The 21,857-nt window shown below is 57.3% G+C and carries 17 protein-coding genes and 1 tRNA gene; 11 read left to right on the forward strand and 7 right to left on the reverse strand.

Annotation, left to right across the window (positions count from 1 at the left end; genetic code table 11):
* The first annotated feature begins 446 nt into the window (after positions 1-446).
* The 6 genes from AB3G35_RS12305 to AB3G35_RS12330 all read left to right on the forward strand — a co-directional run bounded on the left by AB3G35_RS12305 (position 447) and on the right by AB3G35_RS12330 (position 8,668).
* Positions 447-2,981 (forward strand): TonB-dependent receptor, encoded by a 2,535-nt coding sequence (locus AB3G35_RS12305; RefSeq protein ID WP_369781507.1) that lies wholly within the window; start codon positions 447-449, stop codon positions 2,979-2,981.
* Between the two features lie 83 nt (positions 2,982-3,064).
* Positions 3,065-4,981, forward strand: a complete 1,917-nt coding sequence (locus tag AB3G35_RS12310) for a phytase (protein ID WP_340056094.1) — start codon at positions 3,065-3,067, stop codon at positions 4,979-4,981.
* A 48-nt stretch (positions 4,982-5,029) separates the two neighbouring features.
* Positions 5,030-5,740 carry a protein TolQ gene (gene tolQ / locus AB3G35_RS12315; protein WP_016780533.1) on the forward strand — a complete coding sequence of 237 codons (711 nt, stop codon included), beginning with the start codon at positions 5,030-5,032 and terminating at the stop codon, positions 5,738-5,740.
* Positions 5,741-5,754: 14 nt separating this feature from the next.
* On the forward strand, positions 5,755-6,201 hold the full coding sequence (gene tolR / locus AB3G35_RS12320; protein ID WP_169844482.1) for a protein TolR: 447 nt from the start codon (positions 5,755-5,757) through the stop codon (positions 6,199-6,201).
* The gene (locus AB3G35_RS12325; protein ID WP_016780535.1) at positions 6,198-6,983 is read left to right on the forward strand and encodes an energy transducer TonB; all 786 of its coding nucleotides are present in this window, start codon (positions 6,198-6,200) and stop codon (positions 6,981-6,983) included. Before tolR ends, AB3G35_RS12325 begins: the two co-directional genes overlap by 4 nt.
* A gap of 194 nt (positions 6,984-7,177) precedes the next feature.
* Positions 7,178-8,668, forward strand: coding sequence for a DASS family sodium-coupled anion symporter (locus tag AB3G35_RS12330; protein ID WP_169844481.1), 1,491 nt, complete (start codon positions 7,178-7,180; stop codon positions 8,666-8,668).
* Positions 8,669-8,766: 98 nt separating this feature from the next.
* On the opposite strand, the gene AB3G35_RS12335 is transcribed toward AB3G35_RS12330, so the two are convergent.
* From AB3G35_RS12335 to AB3G35_RS12365, 7 genes are all read right to left on the reverse strand, one after another.
* Positions 8,767-9,120 (reverse strand): Na+/H+ antiporter subunit G, encoded by a 354-nt coding sequence (locus AB3G35_RS12335; protein ID WP_016780537.1) that lies wholly within the window; start codon positions 9,118-9,120, stop codon positions 8,767-8,769.
* On the reverse strand, positions 9,117-9,395 hold the full coding sequence (locus AB3G35_RS12340) for a K+/H+ antiporter subunit F (RefSeq protein ID WP_016780538.1): 279 nt from the start codon (positions 9,393-9,395) through the stop codon (positions 9,117-9,119). The genes AB3G35_RS12335 and AB3G35_RS12340 overlap by 4 nt, the downstream gene beginning before the upstream one ends.
* Entirely contained in the window at positions 9,392-9,880 is a 489-nt protein-coding gene (locus tag AB3G35_RS12345; RefSeq protein ID WP_016780539.1) for a Na+/H+ antiporter subunit E, read from the reverse strand. Before AB3G35_RS12345 ends, AB3G35_RS12340 begins: the two co-directional genes overlap by 4 nt.
* The gene (locus AB3G35_RS12350; protein ID WP_095005547.1) at positions 9,877-11,562 is read right to left on the reverse strand and encodes a monovalent cation/H+ antiporter subunit D; all 1,686 of its coding nucleotides are present in this window, start codon (positions 11,560-11,562) and stop codon (positions 9,877-9,879) included. Before AB3G35_RS12350 ends, AB3G35_RS12345 begins: the two co-directional genes overlap by 4 nt.
* A complete protein-coding gene (locus AB3G35_RS12355; protein ID WP_003446102.1) occupies positions 11,559-11,903 on the reverse strand; it encodes a Na+/H+ antiporter subunit C in 345 nt (114 codons plus the stop codon). Before AB3G35_RS12355 ends, AB3G35_RS12350 begins: the two co-directional genes overlap by 4 nt.
* Positions 11,903-14,845 carry a monovalent cation/H+ antiporter subunit A gene (locus AB3G35_RS12360; RefSeq protein WP_016780541.1) on the reverse strand — a complete coding sequence of 981 codons (2,943 nt, stop codon included), beginning with the start codon at positions 14,843-14,845 and terminating at the stop codon, positions 11,903-11,905. The genes AB3G35_RS12355 and AB3G35_RS12360 overlap by 1 nt, the downstream gene beginning before the upstream one ends.
* A gap of 178 nt (positions 14,846-15,023) precedes the next feature.
* The gene (locus AB3G35_RS12365) at positions 15,024-15,983 is read right to left on the reverse strand and encodes a DMT family transporter (protein ID WP_369782739.1); all 960 of its coding nucleotides are present in this window, start codon (positions 15,981-15,983) and stop codon (positions 15,024-15,026) included.
* A 63-nt stretch (positions 15,984-16,046) separates the two neighbouring features.
* Here AB3G35_RS12365 and AB3G35_RS12370 point away from each other — a divergent pair, with 63 nt between their 5' ends.
* From AB3G35_RS12370 to AB3G35_RS12390, 5 genes are all read left to right on the forward strand, one after another.
* Entirely contained in the window at positions 16,047-16,610 is a 564-nt protein-coding gene (locus AB3G35_RS12370) for a helix-turn-helix domain-containing protein (protein ID WP_369781508.1), read from the forward strand.
* A gap of 193 nt (positions 16,611-16,803) precedes the next feature.
* Positions 16,804-16,877, forward strand: a tRNA-Cys gene (locus tag AB3G35_RS12375).
* 547 nt (positions 16,878-17,424) lie between these two features.
* Entirely contained in the window at positions 17,425-18,501 is a 1,077-nt protein-coding gene (locus AB3G35_RS12380; protein WP_369781509.1) for an AAA family ATPase, read from the forward strand.
* Positions 18,501-20,693, forward strand: coding sequence for a S8 family peptidase (locus AB3G35_RS12385; protein WP_369781510.1), 2,193 nt, complete (start codon positions 18,501-18,503; stop codon positions 20,691-20,693). Before AB3G35_RS12380 ends, AB3G35_RS12385 begins: the two co-directional genes overlap by 1 nt.
* Positions 20,694-20,932: 239 nt before the next feature.
* On the forward strand, positions 20,933-21,811 hold the full coding sequence (locus AB3G35_RS12390) for a hypothetical protein (RefSeq protein ID WP_369781511.1): 879 nt from the start codon (positions 20,933-20,935) through the stop codon (positions 21,809-21,811).
* Positions 21,812-21,857: the final 46 nt, after the last annotated feature.

Below are 21,857 nucleotides of genomic sequence, written 5' to 3' on the forward strand. Positions count from 1 at the left end.
CCGGTCAGCAGAGCAGAGCGGTGTGACAACTGTATGACGGGGCTTGCGGGTCGAATCAGCTCAGGTGTGTGGTGCAAAAAAAGTGAAACGCAAGCCCGTGGTTCCCCCCGATTTCGTAGCAGCTGCCGAAGGAACGAGGCTGCGTTCGGCGGCGAAGCCGTCGTAAAGTCAGGTTGTGCGGTGTTTCAGGTAAATCCGACAACCCGCATTTACGAGCGCTTCGCACTCGGACGCAGCCTCGTTCCTTCGGCAGCTGCTACGGGGGCCGATCTCTTGGCAATCAGGTCAAATCAGCTCATTTACCCCTTTTCCACCGCTAAAAAGCCTCTGTTTCGGGGTTTTAGCCAAACGCTGTCACAGCTCTGTCATCCACCGACCCTAGCTTTCGCTCCCAAGTTGTCGGGCCATTTGCCCGGCCTGACGGGCGATTTTGGGGGAGGACAAGCATGTACAAGTGTCGCAGCAAGGCGCAGTGGGTCGGCTTTACGGTCAGTGCATTGGCCCTGGCAATTGCCAGCGAGCGTTTAAGCGCCGCCGAAACATCGGCCATCGGTGCCACCGAGCACGTCGAAGTGGTCGGCCAGGCTGTCAGCCTGGACAAGGCGCTCAAGCAACAACGCAACTCGGACACCATCGAAAGCGTGGTGCATGCCGATGGCGTGGCGCAGTTGCCCGACGCCAACGTCGCCGAGGCCGTGCAGCGCCTGCCCGGCATCAGCATCGAGCGCGACCAGGGCGAAGGCCGCTTTGTCAGCGTGCGCGGCCTGGGCCCGGACCTCAACAGCGTGACCATCAACGGCACGCTGGTGCCGTCCCCGGAAAGCGCCCGCCGCGCCGTGGCCCTGGATGTCTTGCCCTCGGAACTGGTGCAGTCGCTGTCGGTGATCAAGACCCTGACCCCGGATATGGACGCCAACTCCCTGGGCGGTACCGTGGACGTGCAAAGCCTCTCGGCCTTCGACCATGACGGCCTGTTCTTCACAGGCAGCACGGAGGCCGGCTACAACAAGAACAGCCACAAGACCAGCCCCAAGGTATCGGGGGCCATCAGCGACCGTTTCAGCCTGGGCGACGGCGTCGACAACTTCGGTGTGGCCGCAGCGCTGAGCTGGAACAAGCGTGACTTTCGCTCCGACAACGTCGAAACCGGCGGCGACTGGGATTTCACCGATGGCGCGCGCCTCAACAGTTTTGAACAGCGTGTTTATGAAATCAGCCGCGAGCGTGCCGGTGGCGGCCTGAACTTCGACTACAAGCCCGACGACGACACCAGCCTGTACCTGCGCACGCTGTACAGCCGCTTTGAAGACAACGAAACCCGCAACTCCACCGCCTTTGAGTTCTCCGACCCCCAGGCCGAAGACGAAGTGGGCAAAACCAAAACCAAGCGCAAGCTCAAGCAGCGCGAGGAAACCCAGGAAATCCAGTCCTATGTGTTCGGCGGCGAACGCACCATGGGCCTGTGGACCCTGAGCGGCCAGGCCGGTTACAGCGAGTCCAGCGAAGACAATCCGGGGGGCATTGCCGGCGCAACGTTCAAGGGCAGCTCCAGCATTGGCGACGGCGGCTTCTACGACACCGAAAAACCGCGGCCGATCATCGGCGCAGGCTTTTATGACCCCAACAACTTCAGCCTCGACAAGGTGGACTGGCAAGAACAGCACACCAAGGACACCGAGAAAAACATCCGCCTGGACCTGGCCCGCGATTACGACGTGCAGGGCTACGCCTCCCAGGTCAAGTTCGGCGGCAAGGTCAGCCGGCGCAACAAGGACAACGACCTCAATGCCTGGACCTACAAGGACTTCTCCGACCTGGGCTTCAGCGACGAGCAACTGAGCCTTAATGCTTTCAACAAGGGCAACCTGCACTACAACCTCGGCCAGTACGGCCCGGGCATCAGCGGCGGCGCGATCAAGGACCTGATCGGTGGCCTGAACCGCGACGACTTCTACAACGAGCAGGACTCGCGGGCCAATGACTTCAAGATGCGCGAAGACATCAACGCCGCGTATCTGATGAATACCGTAGATATCGATGACTGGCGCTTTATCGCCGGCCTGCGCTACGAGGGCACCGAGTTCGAGGCCAAGGGCACGGGCGTGCGCGATGGCGTGTTTGAAGACCAGGACACCCAACGTGATTACCACCACTGGCTGCCGGGCCTGCATGCCCGCTACCAGTTGGCGAAAAACACCCAGCTGCGGGCGGCCTGGACCAACACCGTGGTGCGCCCGACCTTCGGCCAGCTGGCCCCGGGTTTTGTGATCGAAGACGACAAGGCCGAGTTCGGCAACCCCAACCTCAAGCCGCTGGAATCGAGCAACTTCGACCTTGGCATCGAGCACTTTATGGGGCAGGCGGGCACGGTGTCGGCGTTCCTGTTCTACAAGGACATCAAGAACTTCGTCTACAACAACGACCTGGCGGGTAGCGGCGAGTGGGTCGACTTCACCGAAGCCCACAGCTATGCCAATGGCGACAGCGCCAAGCTCTATGGCCTGGAACTGGCCTACTCGCAGAAGTTCGACTGGCTGCCGTCACCCTGGAACGGTTTGATCCTGGGCGCCAACAGCACCTTCAGCCGCTCCAATGCCAGCATCAAGGGCGTTGACGCAGCGACCGGAGCCAGCCTCAAGCGCGATATCGACTTGCCCAACCAGTCCAAGACCGTTGGCAACCTGATGCTTGGCTGGGAAGACGACAAGTTGAGCCTGCGCCTGTCAGCCAACTACAAGTCGGACTACCTCTACGAACTGGCCGGGGTCAACGACAAGGCCCATGACACCTATGTCGATGCGCAGACCTTTGTTGATTTCAGCGCCCGCTACTCGCTGACCAAGAACCTGCAGCTCAAGTTCGACGCCCAGAACCTCACGGACCAGCCGTACTTCATGTACAGCGGCAACAGTCGCTTCAACAACCAGTACGAAGAATACGGCCCGACCTACTCGCTGGGCCTGACCTACACCCATTTTTAAGCGCTGGATGCCCCCTGTGGGAGCGGGCTTGCTCGCGATACAGGCAACTCGGTCTTTCATCCATTTACGGACTGGCATTACCCATGACTCATTTGTTCAAACGCAAACCCCGCTTCCTGCCCTTGCTGGCCTGCCTGACCGCAGGCAGCGTCCAGGCTGCCCCCGATATCGCCGCCCCGGCCTTGCAGCAATGGTCCACCGGCAAGGCCCAGGCCCTGGGCTTCCTGCCCAGTGGCACGGGTGACGAACGCCTGGCAGTGAGCAAGCGCGAGGGCCTGATGCTGCTCGACAAACAGGGCAAAACCCTGAGCCGGGTACAGGGCGCCTTTGCCGGGCTGGACAGCCGCGCCCTGGGCGATCAGGTGCTGGTGGCCAGTAACGACAAGGACAAGCAGCAAGTTGCGCTGTTCAACCTCGACCCCAAGAGCCATCAATGGCAAGCGCCGTCCTATCTGCCTGCCCGTGACTATGCGGTGAACGGCGTGTGCCTGTACCAGGACGACGCAAGCAATATCTACCTGTTTACCGTGGGTGAAGAGGGCAAGGGTGAGCAGTGGCTGGTGGCGGCCGACAACCGCCGTCTGCCGACGCCGCTGCTGGTGCGCAGCCTGCCACTGCCGCCGCAGGCCAAGTTCTGCAAGGTCGATGACGCCGCGCAGAACCTGTTCGTCAACGAAGAGAATGTCGGTTGGTGGGCCTACCCGGCCCATGCCGAGGCCGACGTCGAGCGCGTGCCGGTGGCGATGGTCGAGCCATTTGGCAACCTGAAAAAATCCGCCGGGGATATGGCCCTGGTGCCGGGCGGCTTGCTTGGCCTCGATCCCGAGGCGGCACAACTGAACCTGTATCAGCAGCAGGGCAAGGCCTGGGCACCGGTGGCCAGCCTGCCGCTGGCCGGGGTCACCGAGCCCGAGCATCTGGCCCTGCGCCAGACGCCGCAAGGCCTGCAACTGCTGGTGCAGGACGGTGCCAGCAACAAGTTGTACGAAGGCGCATTGGCCTGGAAAGCCACACCGGCCAGCCTGCCCCCTGTGCTGGTCAGCGTAAAACCTGCGGTGCAAACCGAAGTGGTGATGAGCCAGGGCGATGCCGCAGATGACCCGGCCATCTGGGTTCACCCGCAAACCCCGGCCCTGAGCCGGGTGCTGGGTACCAACAAGCAGCAGGGCCTTGAGGTGTACGACCTGCAGGGCAAGCGCGTGCAGCATCTGCCGGTCGGGCGGCTGAACAACGTCGATGTGCGCCCGGGCTTCGAGCTGGGCGGGCGTACTGTGGATCTGGCGGTGGCGACCAATCGCGATCACAACAGCCTCAGTGTGTTCAGCATCGACCGCGCCACCGGCACAGTGCAGGCCGCGGGCGAGATTGCCACGCCGGTTACCGACATCTACGGCCTGTGCCTGTTCAAGGCACCGTCGGGCGAGATCTACAGCTTTGCCAACGACAAGGACGGCACCTTTGTGCAGCACCGCTTGTACACCAAGGGTGACAAGGTTGAGGGCGAACTGGTGCGCCAGTTCAAGGTCGCGACCCAGCCTGAAGGCTGCGTGGCAGACGATCGCAATCAGCGCCTGTTTATCGGTGAAGAGGATGTAGCGGTGTGGGCAGTGGATGCCCGACCGGATCAACCGGCCACGCTGACCAGCGTGATCAAGGTGGGCGGCCCGGTGCATGACGATATCGAAGGCATGGGCCTGTACCAGACCGAAAAAGACAACTACCTGGTGATCTCCAGCCAGGGCAACGACAGCTATGTGGTGGTCGATGCCGAGCCGCCGTATGCCCTGCGAGGTGCGTTCCGGGTAGGGGTCAATGCCGCTGCGGGCATCGATGGCGCGTCGGAAACCGATGGCCTGGAAGTGACCTCGGCCAACCTCGGCGGCGCGTGGAGCAAAGGCATGCTGGTGGTGCAGGACGGTCGCAAGCGCATGCCCGAGCAGGCACAGAACTTCAAGTACATCCCCTGGAGCGAAGTGGCCAAGGCGTTGCGCCTGCCATAACCCGGTCATTTAAGCCGTTTATAAATACCCCCTTACTGGAGCAACAACATGCACGCAACCATGGAACATATGACGATCTGGGGCCTGATCAGCGACGCGAGTCTGCTGGTCAAGGGCGTGATGCTGACCCTGCTGCTGGCTTCGCTGCTGAGCTGGTTCCTGATTGTGCGCCGCAGCGCCATCCTGCGCCGCAGCGAGCGCGACATGGACAGCTTTGCCCGGCGCTTGCGTGGCCAGGGTGAGCTCAATGCCCTGTACCGCGAAAGCCGCGATACCAGCCATGAAGATGCCGGTGCCGAGCAAGTCTTCGCCGCCGCCTACAGTGAATACGCCCAGCTCAAGCAGCAGCCGGGGGTGGATGCCGATGGTGTGATGCAAGGGGTGGAGCGGGCGCTGTATGTGGCTATCAGCGAGCAGGAAGTTCGCCTGGAGAAAGGCCTGCAGTTTTTGGCGACCGTGGGTTCGGTAAGCCCCTATATCGGCCTGTTCGGTACCGTATGGGGGATCATGAACTCCTTTATCGGTCTGTCCCAGGTACAACAGGCAACCCTGTCCACCGTGGCGCCTGGCATCGCCGAAGCCCTGATCGCCACGGCCATCGGCCTGTTTGCGGCGATCCCGGCGGTCATCGCTTATAACCGCTTCTCGGCCCGTGGCCAGACCCTGCTGACCCGTTACTACAGCCTCGGCAACGAAGTGCAGATGCGCTTGTACCGCAGCCTGCATGCCGGTTCGCGGAACATGTCCGCCGTCGCTTGAAAGGGAGTTTGAATATGCTTGCTCGACCACAGCGCAAACACGGGCCCAAGGCCGAAATGAACGTAGTGCCTTACATCGACGTGATGTTGGTGCTGCTGGTGATCTTTATGGTGACCGCGCCGATGTTGACCCAAGGGGTGAAAATCGAGCTGCCCAAGGTTGCGAGCGAAGCCCTGGTCAATGACAGCCAGCAAAAAATCCTCACCTTGTCGGTCAAGGCCGAAGGCGGCTACTACTGGAACCTGGGCAGTGAACTGGATACCAAAAACCAGACCGACAGCGCCGTAACCCTTGAAGAGTTGCAGGCCAAGGTTGGGCAGGTGGTGGCCCAGGACAGCAACACCCAGGTGTATATCCGCGCCGACAACGAGGCAGGTTATGGCAGCGTGGTCAAGGCGATGGCGGCCCTGCAGCAAGGTGGCGTGAGCAACCTGGGGCTGGTGACCGAGGCGCCGCAATGAGTGCCGCGTTGATGCATGGCTCGATGGTGCCGGCGCAGCCGTTGCCGTGGACGCGGGTATGGCGTGACAGCCAGGCGCTGGTGGTCAGCGTGGCCCTGCACAGCGCCGTGGTGGCGTTCCTGGTGCTTGGCTGGAGCATGGAGCAATCACTGCCGGAACCTGCGCCCTCGACCCTGAAAACCCGGCTGGTGATGCTGCCTGCCGAGCCGGTCGCTGCGCCGCCTGCTCCGGAGCCGTTGCCGGTGGTGGCGCCGGCGCCGGTGGTCGAGGCAAAACCTGAGGTGGTAAAACCCAAAGTGGACCCGCAGATACAGGCGCGCAAACTGGAACAGGCGGCGCTGGCGCGCAAACGCGTCGAGGAGCAGAAGCTGGCGCAAGTGGCGCAACAAAAAGCTGCGCAGCAGCGCGCCGAGCAGGTTGAGGCCCAGCGTCAACAGGCCGTGGCTGAACAGGCCCGGGTTGCAGCGGCGGACAACGCCCGTCGGGCGCAACAGGCCGCAGCGGCAGCGGATGTGCGCCAGTACCTGCCAATCAGCAAGCAGGCCCCGGACTACCCGCAACGGGCGCTGGACAAGGGCATTGAAGGCGATTGCACAGTCGAGTACTCGGTGACGCCGCAGGGCAAGGTCGACAACCCCAAAGTGGTGGGCAACTGCCATCCGGCGTTTATCCGGCCGTCACTGGTGGCGGCGGCAACATTCCGCTATCAGCCGCGAATGGTCGACGGCCAGCCAGTGACGGTGCCGGGGGTGCGCAATACCTTTCACTACAAAATCCAGTGACCCTGTGAGCTCTGGCCTATTGTGGGAGCGGGCTTGCCCGCGATGCAGGCGCTGCGGTGGTTCAGTTACACCGGGTTGATGCAATCGCGAGCAAGCCCGCTCCCACAAGGTTTGCAGCGCACCTGACGAGTATCAACATCCCTCAGTCAGCCTTGACCTATGCTCCACGGGTTTTCAAGTTCAAGGAGATGGCCATGAGTGCCCCTGCAACCAGCCCCACGCCTGCTGCGGCAAAAGTAAAACTCCCCATAGGTCTGGTGATTGCTGTGCTGGTAATGATCGGCATTCTGCTGCTGCCATTGCCCGCCGACCTGCCCGTGGCCGGGCACCGCATGCTGGCGATCCTGGCGTTTGCCGTGGTGGTGTGGATCACCGAAGCGGTGTCATACGAAGCCAGTGCCATCATGATCACCTCGCTGATGGCGTTCCTGATCGGCATGGCGCCCACCCTGGATGATCCGTCAAAGCTCTACGGCACCTCCGCCGGTATTACTATGGCCCTGACCGGGTTTTCCAATGCCGCCCTGGCGCTGGTGGCGGGGGCCTTGTTTATTGCCGCGGCCATGACCCACACCGGCCTTGACCGGCGCATTGCTCTGGTCACTTTGTCGCGTATCGGTACCAGCACCCGGCGCATCCTGCTGGGGGCAATTGCGGTGACCATCCTGCTCAGCCTGGTGGTGCCCAGCGCCACAGCGCGCAGTGCCTGCGTGGTGCCGATCATGATGGGGGTGATCCTGGCCTTTGGCGTGGACAAGCGCTCAAACATCGCGGCCGGGATCATGATTGTGGTCGCCCAGGGCACCAGCATCTGGAACGTCGGCATTCAAACCGCGGCTGCGCAAAACCTGCTGACCGTGGGCTTTATGGACAAGATGCTCGGTGCCCGGGTGAATTGGCTCGACTGGCTGATCGCCGGTGCGCCGTGGGCGATCATCATGTCGGCGGTGCTGCTGTTCGTGGTGCTCAAAATGCTCCCGCCGGAAAGCGACAGCATCCCCGGCGGCAAAGAGGCGGTGGAAAAATCACTGGCCGAACTGGGCCCCATGACCGGCCCGCAGAAGCGCCTGATGGGTGTATCGATCGCCTTGCTGCTGGCCTGGGCCACCGAGGGCAAGCTGCACAGCTTTGACACCACCTCGACCACTTACGCCGGGCTGGTGTTTTTACTGCTGCCGCGATTTGGCGTGATGACCTGGAAAGATGTGCAGTCGCGTATTCCGTGGGGCACGGTGATTGTGTTCGGGGTTGGTATCAGCCTGGGCACGGCCTTGCTGACTACCCAGGCCGGGCAGTGGCTGGGCGGGCAGGTGGTGGCCAATACCGGGCTGGATCAGGTCGGGCCGCTGGGGATCTTTGCGATTCTGGGGGCGTTTTTGATTTTGATTCATCTGGGCTTTGCCAGTGCCACGGCGTTGACCTCGGCGCTGTTGCCGATCCTGATCGCGGTGCTGCAAACCTTGCCGGGTGAATTCAACCGCCTGGGCATGACCATGTTGCTGGGCTTTGTGGTCAGCTACGGTTTTATCCTGCCGATCAACGCCCCGCAGAACATGGTGTGCCTGGGCACGCAGACCTTTACAGCCAAACAGTTCGCCAAGGTCGGGTTGATTGTGACGGCGGTGGGGTACTTGCTGATGCTGCTGTTTGGCGCCACGTACTGGAGCTGGTTGGGCTGGATGTAGCCCAGTGGGTGGGAGCGGGCTTGCCCGCGATGGGGGGCGCTGCGGTCTGACAGACACACCGCGTCGTTCCTATCGCGAGCAAGCCCGCTCCCACAGGTTCAGTTAGCGTTCTCGCTGCGCCCTCCGCTGCTGACTTCTGCCGGTACATCCTCACCCGCCATGCGCTTGCGGAACAGCGATGTGCGGGCCAGCAGCAAGGTGGTCACCGGCACGGTGATCGACAGCAGGATCGGCATCAGCCAGGCGTGCAGCACCGGCGTCGACTTGAGCGCCGAGAAGTACAGGATCGACGCCAGCGCCACGCCCCACGCACCAATGGTCGAGGCCAGTGCAGGCGGGTGCATGCGCTGAAAAAAATCCTTGAGGCGCAACAACCCGATCGCTCCGCACAGGGCAAACAGGCTGCTAAGCACCAGCAGCACGGCCACCGGTATTTCAATCCAGAGACTCATTCGATCACCTCGCCACGCAGCAGGAATTTGGCCAGCGCAAACGAACCGACAAAGCCGAACAGGGCAATCAGCAGCGCGCCTTCAAAATAGGTGTCACTGGCATAGCGGATACCCAGCACCAGCATCATCAGCATGGCCAGGATATACAGGTAGTCCAGCGCCAGTACCCGGTCCTGGGCCGACGGGCCCTTGAACAGGCGGATCACGGTCAGGACCATCGCCAGGCTGAAGATGAACAGGCTGAGCAGGATGGCATTGCTGAGCAGGGCACTCATTCAAAGATCTCCATCAGTGGGCGCTCATAAGCGGTTTTAAAGTGTTCGATAAACGCTGCCTCGTCGTCCAGGTCGAACACGTGCAGCAACAACACACTACGGTCCAGGGCCAGTTCCGACCAGATGGTGCCGGGCACCACGGTGGTAATCATCGACAGGGCAGCAAGGCCGTTGGCATCACGCAAGTCCAGGGGGATCTTGATAAACCGCGAACGTGGCGGATTTTTGCCCGCGCGCAGTACACCCCAGGCCACGGCGATGTTGGAGGCCACCACATCACGGCCCACCAGAAAGAACAGCTTGAGAATCACCCCGGGGCGGCGAATGCGTACCGGCAGCGGGCGCAGTGGCGCGAACATGACCGGGGCCAGGATGGCCAGTGCCGCGCCCAGTAACAGGTTGCCGGCACTCAGTGACAGGTTGAGCAGCAGCCACAGCGCCCACAGTGCCAGCGACAGCCAGGGAGCAGGGAAGAGGCGCTTCATGGCTGCACCTCCTGCTGCGCCGCCCTGGCTTGCGGGCTCGGCACCGGGCGCGTGGCGATCACGGCCATCACATAACGCTCGGGGTTGTTCAGGGTGTCGGCGGCGGCCTGGGTATAACGCAATACCGGCTCGGCCTTGAAGGTCAGCACCACGCACAGCCCGAGCAGCAGCACGATGGGCAGGCACTCGATGCGGCGCAGGATCGGCGACGGACGCTCAAGGGGGGTCCAGAAGCGCTGAATGCCCATGCGCGAAAAAGCAATCAACGAGGCCAGGCCCGAGAGAATCAACAACGCCAGCAGGCTCCAGGCTGCCGTTGAAATCGGCGCATCCGTCGCATTGCCCAGGCCCAGCGGGTTGAGCAGGGCGTTGAGCAACCCGAGCTTGCCGATAAACCCGGACAGCGGCGGCATGCCGATAATCAACAGCGCGCAGGCGATAAAGCTCAGGCCCAGAAAGGCCATAGTCCAGGGAATGATCAGGCCGACGACGACTTTTTGGTCGTCGTCCAGGTTGCTGCCCCGCGGTGGGGGTATCGACTCGCTCAGGCTGGGCTGCGGCTCGACATCGTCTTCAAGCACCAGGTCGGCGGAAGAGCGCGAGCGTTCGATCAGCTCGGCCAGCAGGAACAGCGCACTCAATGCCAGGGTGGAACTGACCAGATAGAACAGCGCCGCGGAGGTCAGGTTGGGCTGGGCGAAACCGACAGCCGACAACAGGATGCCGGCAGACACCAGAATGCTCAGGCTGGCCATGCGCTCCAGCCGCTGGGCGGCGAGGATGGCGATGGCGGCGCAAACAATGGTGGCCATGCCACCGTAGATCAGCCAGTCACCGGCAAAGTACGCTGAAGCCCCGGCTTGCCCGGAAAACAGCAGGGTCCACAGGCGCAGCACGGTGTAGATGCCGACCTTGGTCATGATTGCAAACAGCGCAGCGACCGGCGCGCTGGCCGATGAGTAGGCCGGTACCAGCCAGAAGTTCAGCGGCCACATGCCGGCCTTGGCCAGGAAGGCCACTGCCAGAATGGCCGCGCCGGCGTGCAGCAAGCCGCGATCGGCCTCGGGCACCAACGGGATTTTCAGTGCCAGGTCAGCCATGTTCAGGGTGCCGGTCACGCCATAAATCAGCGCTGCACCGATCAGGAACAGCGACGAGGCCAGCAGGTTGATCGAGATGTAATGCAGCCCCGCCGACACCCGCGCCTTGCCCGAGCCGTGGAGCATCAAGCCATAGGAAGCGGCCAGCAGCACTTCGAAAAACACGAACAGGTTGAACAGGTCGGCGGTCAGAAAGGCCCCGTACAGGCCCATCAGCTGGATCTGGAACAAGGCATGGAAGCTGGCCCCGGCACGGTCCCAGCGGGCCATGGCGAAGAGCAGGGCGCAACTGGCGATAATGCCGGTCAGTACCAGCATCAAGGCGCTCAAGTGGTCGACCACCAGGGCAATCCCGAATGGCACTTGCCAGTTGCTCGGCAGGTATACGCCAATCGAAGCCGGGATCGCTTGCTCACGCGTCCACAGCAACAGCATCACCGAGATACCCAGGCCGAGCAGGGTCGAGATCAGGTTGATCCGCGCTTTCAGCGGACGGTGCTTCTCCCCCAGCAACAACATGCAGGCTGCGGTCAGCAGCGGCAGCAGAATGGGCGCGACAATCAGGTGCGGCATCAAATTCATTCTTTCGGCTCCCGGCCATCAACGTGGTCGGTACCGGTCAGGCCCCGAGAGGCCAGCAAGACCACCAGAAACAGTGCGGTCATGGCGAAACTGATGACGATTGCAGTGAGAACCAGCGCCTGGGGCAGCGGGTCGGTGTAGTTGAGCAAGTCCTGGGGCACACCGTCCTTGATCACCGGCTCCTTGCCGATAAACAAGCTGCCCATGCTGAAGATGAACAGGTTAACCCCGTAAGACAGCAGGCACAGGCCCATGACCACCTGAAAGGTTCGCGGACGCAGAACCAGCCAGGTGCCCGATGCGGCCAAAACTCCGATAGCGATGGCAATGACTTCTTCCATCAGGCGGCTCCTTCTTTGTTGGCAGGCGCGGGTTGCAGGGCGGGCAGAGGGGCAAGCTGATTGCTCGGGCGATGGGCGCGCACTGACTGGTGCGCCAGCGCCGTCAGGATCAGCAGGGTTGCCCCGACCACCACCGCATACACGCCAATATCGAAGAACAGGGCGCTGGCCACATGGATATCGCCCAGCAGCGGCAGGCTGAAGTGCACGGTATGGGTGGTCAGGAATGGATAACCCAGGGGGATCGAACCCAGCCCGGTCAGGGTTGCGCACAGCAGCCCGGTACCCATCCAGCGCAGCGGTCGCAGGCTCATCTGCGCTTCGACCCACTGTGTGCCGGCCACCATGTACTGCAGGATAAACGCCACACTCATCACCAGACCCGCGACGAAACCGCCGCCGGGCTGGTTGTGCCCGCGCATGAACAGGTACATGGACACCACGAAGGCGATCGGCAGCAACAGGCGCACCAGCACCGCCGGCACCATCATAAAGCCCAGTGCAGTGTCGCTGGCGCTGCGCGGGTTGACCAGATCGGTCATCACGTCCTTGGCCAGCAGGCGCTGCTGGGCAGGCAACTGCATGCTCTCTTTCGAAGGGCGGAAGCGGCGCAGCAGGGCAAATACAGTCAGGGCCACGGCGGCCAGTACGGTGATTTCCCCCAGGGTGTCGAAGCCACGGAAGTCCACCAGCATCACATTCACCACATTGCTGCCGCCGCCTTCAGGCAAGGCCCGGCTGAGGTAGAACGAGGAAATGTCGTTGGGGGTCTGGCGGGTCAGCATCGCGTAGGACAGCAACGCCATGCCGCCACCCACTGCCGTGGACAGCAACAAGTCGCGCAAACGACGGACCTGGGCCTTGCGCAAGGTGCCCGGCAGTGGCGAGACTTCCTCGATACGCCGTGGCAGCCAGCGCAGGCCCAGCAAGATCAGCACCGTGGTCACCACCTCAACCACCAGTTGGGTCAGGGCCAGGTCCGGCGCCGAGAACCACACAAAGGTCACGCAGGTCATCAGGCCGCACACGCTGACCATGGTCAGGGCTGCCAGACGGTGATACTTGGCTTGCCAGGCGGCGCCCAGGGCGCAGGCAATCGCGATCAGCCACAGGGTGATAAACACGATCGAGCCCGGGATTTTCGGCCGGTCGCCCCAGCCCAGCCCGCTGTACAGCATCGGGATCAGCCCGGCGATCACGGCGACCAGGATCAACAAAAACAGCTGGGTTTGCAGGCGCTGGGTACTGATGCGGCGTTCCAGGCGCCGCGCGCCGCGCATGATCACCACCAGGCTGCGTTCGAAGAAGCGTTTGCCATTGAAATACTGGATCAGCGGCGGCAGCGGGAAACGATCAAGCTTGAGCTGCTTGCGCAACAGCACATACAGCAGGATACCGCCGGACATGGCGATCAAACTCATGATCATTGGCGCATTCAGGCCGTGCCAGATGGCCAGGCTGTACTCGGGCAGCTCGCCGCCCACCACTGGCTGCGCCGCTGCGGCAAGCAGCGGGCCGACGGTTTGCGCCGGGAAAATCCCCACTGTCAGGCACGTCAGTACCAGCAGTTCGACTGGTGCACGCATCCAGCGTGGTGGCTCGTGAGGGGTATGCGGCAAGTTGGTCGCGGGCGGGCCGAAGAACACATCCACCGTAAAGCGCAGGGCATAAGCCACACTGAAGGTACCGGCGATGGTCGCAATCACCGGCAGGGCGATTTCCACCCAGGCGGTTGAATTGATAAACACGGTTTCGGCAAAGAACATCTCTTTGGACAGGAACCCGTTGAGCAGCGGCACCCCGGCCATCGAGGCACTGGCGACCATTGCCAGCGTCGCGGTGTATGGCATGAGCTTGAACAGGCCGCTGAGCTTGCGGATATCCCGCGTGCCGGTCTCGTGGTCGATGATCCCGGCCGCCATAAACAGCGAAGCCTTGAAGGTGGCGTGGTTAAGAATGTGGAACACTGCAGCCACAGCGGCCAGCGGGCTGTTGAGGCCCAGCAGCAGGGTAATCAGGCCCAGATGGCTGATGGTCGAGTAGGCCAGCAAGCCTTTAAGGTCATTTTGAAACATTGCGCAATACGCGCCCAGCACCAGGGTGCAGGCACCGGCGCCGCTGACAATCCAGAACCACTCCTCGCTGCCCGACAGCGAAGGCCACAGGCGGGCGAGCAGAAACACCCCGGCCTTGACCATCGTTGCCGAGTGCAGATAAGCCGAGACGGGGGTTGGCGCCGCCATGGCGTGGGGTAACCAGAAATGAAACGGGAACTGCGCGCTTTTGCTCAGGGCGCCGATCAGGATCAGCGGCAGCAGGATCGGATACAGGCTGTGGGCGCGGATCTTGTCGCCGGCAGCCAGCACTGCATCCAGATCATAGCTGCCGACAACATGGCCGAGCAGCATGACCCCCGCCAGCAGGCACAGCCCCCCGGCACCCGTGACCATCAGCGCCATATAAGCGCCGCGGCGGGCATCCGAGCGGTGGTGCCAATAACCAATCAGCAAGAATGAGAAGAGGCTGGTCAGCTCCCAGAAAAATACGATCTGGATCAAATTGCCTGACAACACCAGGCCCAGCATGGCCCCCATAAACGCCAGGAAAAACGCAAAAAAGCGCGGCACCGGGTCCTCGGGTGACATGTAATAACGGGCGTACAGCGACACCAGCGTGCCGATGCCCAGCACCAGCATCGAGAACAACCAGGCGAACCCGTCCAGACGCAGGACAAAATTCAGGCCGAGACTGGGCAGCCACATGAACTCTTCACGAATAACGCCACCGTGGGCGATCTGTGGGTAGAGCAGGGCTACTTGTACAGTGCCGATCAATGCAATCAGACCGGCCAACAGTGATTCACTGTTACGTGCGTTATGCGGCAAAACAGCCGCCAGACAGCTGCCGACAAAGGGCAGAAGCAGTAGAACTATCAGGGACATAGGCTTCTAATCTGCAGGAGTTTGTAAGCGATCATACGGGGCGAGCTGCAGATCACCAACAGCAAACCTGTGGCTGAATCCTACAAAGACTGTCAGTAACCTGTCAGGTTTCCTACAGTTCTATCCCTGTATAAACGCTTCTGAGTGAAAATTCTTACCGCATCTCAGGCTTGTCGCTTTAATCGCAGGCTTGATCGCCTTGCTTGTCTTCAAGCGCCTCGGGCTTTTTACCCTTTGTTTTTAACTCACTGACGATCACCGCTGCAACAATCAATACCGCGCCAAGCAAGGCAATGGCTGGCAAGCGCTCACCCGCCAGGCGCCCGGCAATGCCTGCCCACACAGGCTCACCGGCATAAATAAGAGTGGCGCGGGTGGGTGAAACGCTTTTCTGTGCCCAATTCATCGCCACCTGAATCACCGCACTGGCGGCACCAAGGCCTACAGCACTGGCTAACAATAGCCACGAAAAGTCAGGAATGGCCTCTTGTGTAGGAATAATCATGAAAAAGGCCAGAATTGACGCCGTACTGAGTTGCACCACCGTGACCCGTCGCACGTCGACTTTGCCTGCATAGGCACTGATCAGAATGATCTCGGCAGCTATGGCAATGGCACTGATCAGCGTGGCGATCTCCCCCGGGCTGAAATCCAGAGATGCGCCGCCGGGGCCGGACAGCAGCATAAGGCCAGTAAAGGCCAGCATGATCCCCAGGCTCGGCATCAACCCGGGCCTGCGCCCCAGCACCAGCCATTGCAGCAGCGGAACGAAAGGCACGTAGAGCGCGGTAATAAAGGCTGACTGGCTGCTTGGGATAGTTTGCAGGCCAATGGTCTGCAAGCCATAGCCGAGCATGATCGAAACACCGATAAACATGCCGGCCTTGAGTTCGAACAGGGTGATACCGGCCAGGCTGCGAATTGAAAACGCGGCGACGATTATGGCGGCCGCAGCAAAGCGCAGCCCTACAAAAAACATCGGCCCACTTGCCGTCAAGGCATGCTGCACCAATAGAAAGGTGATGCCCCAGACCATGGTGATCAGGATCAGCACACACTCCGCTTTACTGAAACGGGAAGTCAATGACAGCAATCCGGGAATTTTCAATGGCGTTGCAACCTTGCGTGTTACGGGAATGGAGACGCACAATGCGCCAAAGCTGGGCAGTATACTGCGCAGCCCCACAAGGTGAGCAATATAGTGCCCAAAGAAAATTCACAACGCGCATCGGTTTTACAGCATGTAAGCCAAAACGTGCGCCGCCTCAGGCTGCTCGCGCATCTGAGCCAGAGCGCGCTGGCAGAACTGTCCGGTGTGAGCCGCCGGATGCTGGTGGCAATAGAGGCGGGCGAAAAGAACGTCAGCCTGAGCACCCTGGACCGCGTGGCAGAGGCGTTGAACGTTGCCTTTAGCGACCTGATCCAGGCCCCGGGCTCGCCGGACCCGAGCCGCATCAACGAAGTGGCCTGGACAGGCACCCATGCGGGGAGCAAAGCAGTACTGCTGTCCAAGGCCACGGCCAGCCGCGAAGTTGAACTGTGGGAATGGACTCTGGAGCCGGGGGAGGAGTACCACTCCCAGGCTGATGCTGAAGGATGGAGCGAGCAGCTGTATGTGTTTGAGGGTTGCCTGACCCTGGAGATGGACGAACAGACGCTGCATATAGCCGCGGGAGAGTTCCACATGTACGCCAGCAACCGCCCCCATGCCTACCGTAATGACGGTGACGGGATACTGCGCTTTGTGCGCAACGTCGTGATCTGAAAACGGGTGGTATGAAAATAACTAAAAATTATTAGAATTCAGGGGGTTGCCAGCTTCCAGCTTCTAGTACATAATGCGCGCCATCAGCACGGGGCAACAACCTGAAGTGCTGAAGAATCAAATGCTTGTAGCGATTAGATCGCAGTAACAAACTCTTGTTTTTGATATTTCCAACGAAATCTCAAGCACAATTGGCCGAATAGCAAAATGGTTATGCAGCGGATTGCAAATCCGCCCACGCCGGTTCGATTCCGGCTTCGGCCTCCACATTCGAAAGCCCCGTAGATCAAGGTCTACGGGGTTTTTTTATGCCTGCGATTTGATAATCAGTTCCGCAACTTTTGGGATCAGTTCCGCAACCTCTTTGGTTTTGGAGCGCCTGCCTGTGCTTGGTCAGAGGATTTTCCTTCGATTGAGATAAGGGCTCTTGGCTTCTCGAGAAAGCACTTTGAGTTGGGTTGATAGCGCACTAGCTATTCATCTGGGTAGGCCAATATGATTCTCCATTGTACTGATGTCGGTGCTGCTGGCTGCTGGCTGCCGTATTGGGGTTGTGGGTGATCTGTTGCTGCGGATAGTAGTCATCAGAGTCATCCCTGTACTCTCAGGCCAGCTCGGCTGGCGGGTTGGATGCTAGCTAGTAATTGCAGGTGCATTATGAATTTGGCATTGAGGTGATGGTGTAGCCATCGGATGGTAATAAAAATCCAAATAAAATGCTGTTTTTTACCATTTATGGTAATGTTTGCTCGGTTATTGGTAATTTACACATCGTCTCGTCTATGGATTAGAGCCGTGTGCTTCCGGAGTAAACATGGACAGCAAAGCAATTTTAAGCCTTATAGATCTAGCCCTAAGCGCAGACCCGCGGACTCTTCGTATGCATCTTCATAAAGTGGCGGTCCAAGCAAGCCACTATGATCCTGTGCTTTCTGAAAAAATACTCGCTCGTCTGACGGCAAACGGTCTCAGATCTGCTCAGCCCCCGAAGCCTATCCCTGTGGACTCTGATAGTCGGCTTAACTTGGTTAAGGTCGAAAGTCCGGTAGTTATGGATGACGCCCCCATTTACTCCGAAGATATACTGGCGCTACTGGATCAAGTTGTTCTTGAGCGGAAGTCAGCATCGAAGCTAATGGCCGAAGGTTTATCCCCGGCTAAATCCCTGTTATTTCAAGGGCCGCCAGGAGTCGGGAAAACGATGACTGCACGGTGGCTTGCTTCTAGGCTAGGCCTCCCATTCCTAACGCTCGATCTAGCAACAGTCATGAGCAGTTTTTTGGGGAAAACTGGTAATAATATCAAGGCGGTTATTGATCATGCGTCGTCTTTTCCCTGTGTATTGCTTCTTGACGAGTTCGATGCAGTCGCCAAGCGTCGAGATGACGATCGGGAGTTAGGGGAGCTCAAACGGTTAGTCACCGTATTGCTGCAGGCTATTGATGAATGGCCTGAGTCGTCCGTATTAATAGCGGCAACAAATCATGGTGAACTCTTAGATCCTGCCATTTGGCGTCGGTTTGACTTGGAAGTATCCTTTGATCTGCCAAGCGAAAAAATGCGAGCAGCGTATATAAAAACTTATTGGCCGGAACTAATCAAGCACGCGAATGACTTGGCCCATTTTTTTGGTGAGGTCTCATACAGTGATATTGATAGAAGCCTGAAGAAAGCCAAAAAGAAAAGCATATTAAGTGAATCTAAATTTATTACCTGTATCACGGGGGTTGCCGAGACAACGCCAGGTAAAAAGTTCGAATTAAAAAAGAAGGATGTTATCAGGCTTGCCGCCGAGGGGATGTCTCAGAGGGCGATATCTGTTGCGCTGGAAATAAGTAGGCCAACTGTTAAAAAAATCATGGACCAATACGAAGAATGTAAGGAAGCGTAATGAATAATTTTATAGTCGGATATGGCGAGACACTTACAACGCAGGTAGATATTAGCGGTGGTGGTGGTGGCAAAAAACACCCATATTCAATATCTGAAGCGATTAAGCGCATTACTTCTCAGTTGGACGAGATAATATCCAAGATTGAGAATAAGCCGGATGCAGAGTGCGCAGACGGTAAAGTGGTTATAAAATTTATTCAGCACCCTTCATATCTTGCAAAGTCTTATTATCCAAGAAAATTGTTCGCTGCCTACGGAATGGAAGATATTGGCTCTCGAGCAGTAACCATAAAGCCAGAGAAATGGGGCGTCATAAAACATCCAGACTCTGGGTTGGCTAGTTGTGTGTTTGTATCTGGTAAGAAAAATCAATACCGGAAATTTTTAAGCGACCTTGTTGCAAACTCTTTGTCAAGAGCTTCGGAAGATGTGTTGAGAACTCTTGAGCGTATAGAATATTTCGATGCGGCCGAAAAAATAAAACACATTGACGCCAATGGCGACAAATTAAATCTTGAAGTAGTAATACATGCATCTGTTGATGATGAAGGTGTTGTTCGTGCATTCGATGACTATGCTTCTCTTAATGGTGGAGCCGTAAGGCTAGAAAAAGCAAAAGTCGTTGGTGGTTTAACATTTTTGCCAGTAAGCATTTCGCGAGGAAAAGAACAGGATTTAGCAAATTTTGCTCAACTCAGAGTGCTCAGAAGCATTCCAAAGTTAAGGATGAATAAGCCGGAAACACTCCGCAACTCTATAAGTAATCCGGTAACGCTTCCTGATTGGAATCCTGATATTTTGAGTCGTGATTTCAGGGTTTGTATTTTCGATGGAGGCTTGGGGGACGGTCATCATATATCTAATTGGGTGACCGAGATAGTGCCGCCTGGGATGGAGATTTCACATCCAGAGTATCTTGCGCACGGTAGCGAGGTTTGTTCGGCATATTTATTTGGACCAGCATTGGGTGCGGACTGTGCGCTAGGTACTCCATACACCGCTGTTGATATAGTCCGAGTTATTTCGCAAGGCGACAGCGATCCTGACTTATTTGATGTACTTACTCGTATTGAAGATGTCCTGAAGCTCAAAACTTATAAATATATAAATCTGAGCCTCGGACCTAATATTGCTATTGATGATGACGAAGTTCATGTGTGGACATCAGTTATTGATTCGCTTCTTCAGGACGGTGACTGCCTTGCAGTTGTCGCAGTAGGGAATGACGGTGACCTACCAGGTGATTATGGTCGTGTGCAGCCACCTAGTGATATGGTCAACAGCCTCTCGGTTGGAGCAAGTGATGGTGACGATCTTGGGTGGGCAAGAGCCCCGTATAGTTGTATGGGGCCCGGACGCAGTCCAGGAGTAGTTAAGCCCGATGGTGTTATATTCGGCGGAGCACCTCACAACCCATTCAGGGTTTACTCGCCTAGAATCCATTCTTTTATAGATACGATGGGCACAAGTTATGCTGCGCCATACGCATTACGCGTGGCTGCCGGAATTGACGCTATCACAGATTTCGAATTGTCCACAAATACAGTCAAAGCTTTGATGGTGCATTCCGCTAAGCAGGGAGTGCATGATTTAAAAGATGTTGGGTGGGGCAGATTCCCTACTTCTCCAGAGTCTGTGATTACATGTTTGGATGATGAGGCGACTATTATTTTTCAAGGTGAGCTCGAAAACTCAAAGCACCTACGAATTCCGGTGCCTCTACCGGCATCGATAGATTCAACATGGGTACATCTAAGTGCAACATTCTGTATAAGTGCCATTGTAGATCCTGAGCACCCATTACACTACACGAGATCCGGTCTTGAGATTTCCTTCCGAGCTAACGAAGATAGGTTTACTATGGAGGGTGCGAATCCTGATACTAAACCATTCTTTTCACTAGGGAAGTTGTATCCTAGTGAGTATGAGTTGAGAGAGGATGCGCACAAGTGGGAAACCACTTTGTCAAAACATCAGCGTTTCAAGCGTAACACGCTCCAGTCTCCAGTTTTTGATGTCAAGTATCATGCTAGAGAACAAGGTGGGGCTATAAGTGAGGACTTACCTGCAATTCGCTACACTTTAATTCTCACTATACGTGCCGAAGGGGATAACAGTATATATAACAAGATACTACAAGAAAATCGTACGCTTCAGGCAATTAGTGTTAGAAGTAGAATCGAAGTGTAGCCTTTAGTGGTGTGATTTTTTAGGGCTAATTGCGGAGTCAGGTTTTCGTAGGGGTACCTTGGTGCGTCTGCGAAAACTATTCGCTCAGTAACTATGCCCTAAAGGATTATTAGCTTAAAAGTGCTCAGGCGAAGCCGTGTCGCATGCCAGGTTTACGCTAGTTTGTTCAGTTTGCTGTTTAAGTCGCTTGTGTGATCCCACATGCTACAAAATTATTAATATGGATTGTAGGGTGCTTTATGATTGAGTTTTCTGATCCTGAGGTTCAGTCAGCGTTAATTGCGGCTGCTGTAACATTGTTTGTTCTTGTTCTTCAGGCCTTTACAAAGCCACTATGGGAGCGGCACTTTCACAGGTTTAAGTTGGAAAGTGAATATAAAAATGATCAGCGAAAAAAGGTTAGAGGGGCAATTTCAAAACATAAAGTGCCTTTGTTGAATGCTGCCGAGTACCTGAATCATCGTCTGTGGAATTTTTCCGAAAACGCTCATCTGGGTTGGCATGTGGCTAATAGTGGTGTGGTTGCGCGGGATCAATATTACTTGCAGTCGTTCTGTTATAGGTTTTTGTTGTTTTTTGCAATTTGCAGTAAGGTTGATTTGGATCTTGTATTTCTGGATAGTACGGAAAGCACAAGTAAAGATCTTGAGTTCCTTAAGTATTTGAGACTTTTTCAGCAGTTTTTTTGCGATGCCGGAATTTTTAAAGGATTGAATTACGATGACTCCAAGGATACTGATCATTTTTTTGGTGATGATTTCCGTGGAATCATCAGTAAGATAGAGGGGAGTGATGGATTTATAAGTTTTTCTGAGTTTAAAGCTAGAATTAATGAGGAGGACTTTCAGCGTATAGTTGGTTATATTTCTGGCGTCTCGATTGATCGAAGTTGTAAGCGGTGGTATGTGTTGAATGGGTTTCATTTTGCTTTAATGTCTTTTCTAAACGATTATGGTTATGACTTTCAAAAAACAGCACAGCCTAAGATTTCAAAATTAGCCAAAGGCTTGCCAAAAAATCTATTGATAAATAATGTTGAGAGGTTTGCTGGTCGAATTTCACTTGGTAAAAATAAAAGTGTGCGCGAAGTTATAAAGGCAATGTCTGAAGTTAATTGAAGTTAATTGAAGTGTATTTTTGTGTAAGTAGTGTTTTTCGACCAGC

The organism is Pseudomonas sp. WC2401, from assembly GCF_041200115.1.
GTDB classification, from domain to species: Bacteria; Pseudomonadota; Gammaproteobacteria; order Pseudomonadales; family Pseudomonadaceae; genus Aquipseudomonas; species Aquipseudomonas fragi.

Coding starts and splice junctions, on each gene's coding strand:
- AB3G35_RS12345 (WP_016780539.1), bottom strand. CDS start 9,880: ATGAAGCGCCTCTTCCCTGCTCCCTGGCTGTCGCTGGCACTGTGGGCG.
- AB3G35_RS12310 (WP_340056094.1), top strand. CDS start 3,065: ATGACTCATTTGTTCAAACGCAAACCCCGCTTCCTGCCCTTGCTGGCC.
- AB3G35_RS12340 (WP_016780538.1), bottom strand. CDS start 9,395: ATGAGTGCCCTGCTCAGCAATGCCATCCTGCTCAGCCTGTTCATCTTC.
- AB3G35_RS12330 (WP_169844481.1), top strand. CDS start 7,178: ATGAGTGCCCCTGCAACCAGCCCCACGCCTGCTGCGGCAAAAGTAAAA.
- AB3G35_RS12385 (WP_369781510.1), top strand. CDS start 18,501: ATGAATAATTTTATAGTCGGATATGGCGAGACACTTACAACGCAGGTA.
- AB3G35_RS12380 (WP_369781509.1), top strand. CDS start 17,425: ATGGACAGCAAAGCAATTTTAAGCCTTATAGATCTAGCCCTAAGCGCA.
- AB3G35_RS12350 (WP_095005547.1), bottom strand. CDS start 11,562: ATGAATTTGATGCCGCACCTGATTGTCGCGCCCATTCTGCTGCCGCTG.
- AB3G35_RS12335 (WP_016780537.1), bottom strand. CDS start 9,120: ATGAGTCTCTGGATTGAAATACCGGTGGCCGTGCTGCTGGTGCTTAGC.
- tolQ (WP_016780533.1), top strand. CDS start 5,030: ATGCACGCAACCATGGAACATATGACGATCTGGGGCCTGATCAGCGAC.
- AB3G35_RS12325 (WP_016780535.1), top strand. CDS start 6,198: ATGAGTGCCGCGTTGATGCATGGCTCGATGGTGCCGGCGCAGCCGTTG.
- AB3G35_RS12355 (WP_003446102.1), bottom strand. CDS start 11,903: ATGGAAGAAGTCATTGCCATCGCTATCGGAGTTTTGGCCGCATCGGGC.
- tolR (WP_169844482.1), top strand. CDS start 5,755: ATGCTTGCTCGACCACAGCGCAAACACGGGCCCAAGGCCGAAATGAAC.
- AB3G35_RS12305 (WP_369781507.1), top strand. CDS start 447: ATGTACAAGTGTCGCAGCAAGGCGCAGTGGGTCGGCTTTACGGTCAGT.
- AB3G35_RS12390 (WP_369781511.1), top strand. CDS start 20,933: ATGATTGAGTTTTCTGATCCTGAGGTTCAGTCAGCGTTAATTGCGGCT.
- AB3G35_RS12360 (WP_016780541.1), bottom strand. CDS start 14,845: ATGTCCCTGATAGTTCTACTGCTTCTGCCCTTTGTCGGCAGCTGTCTG.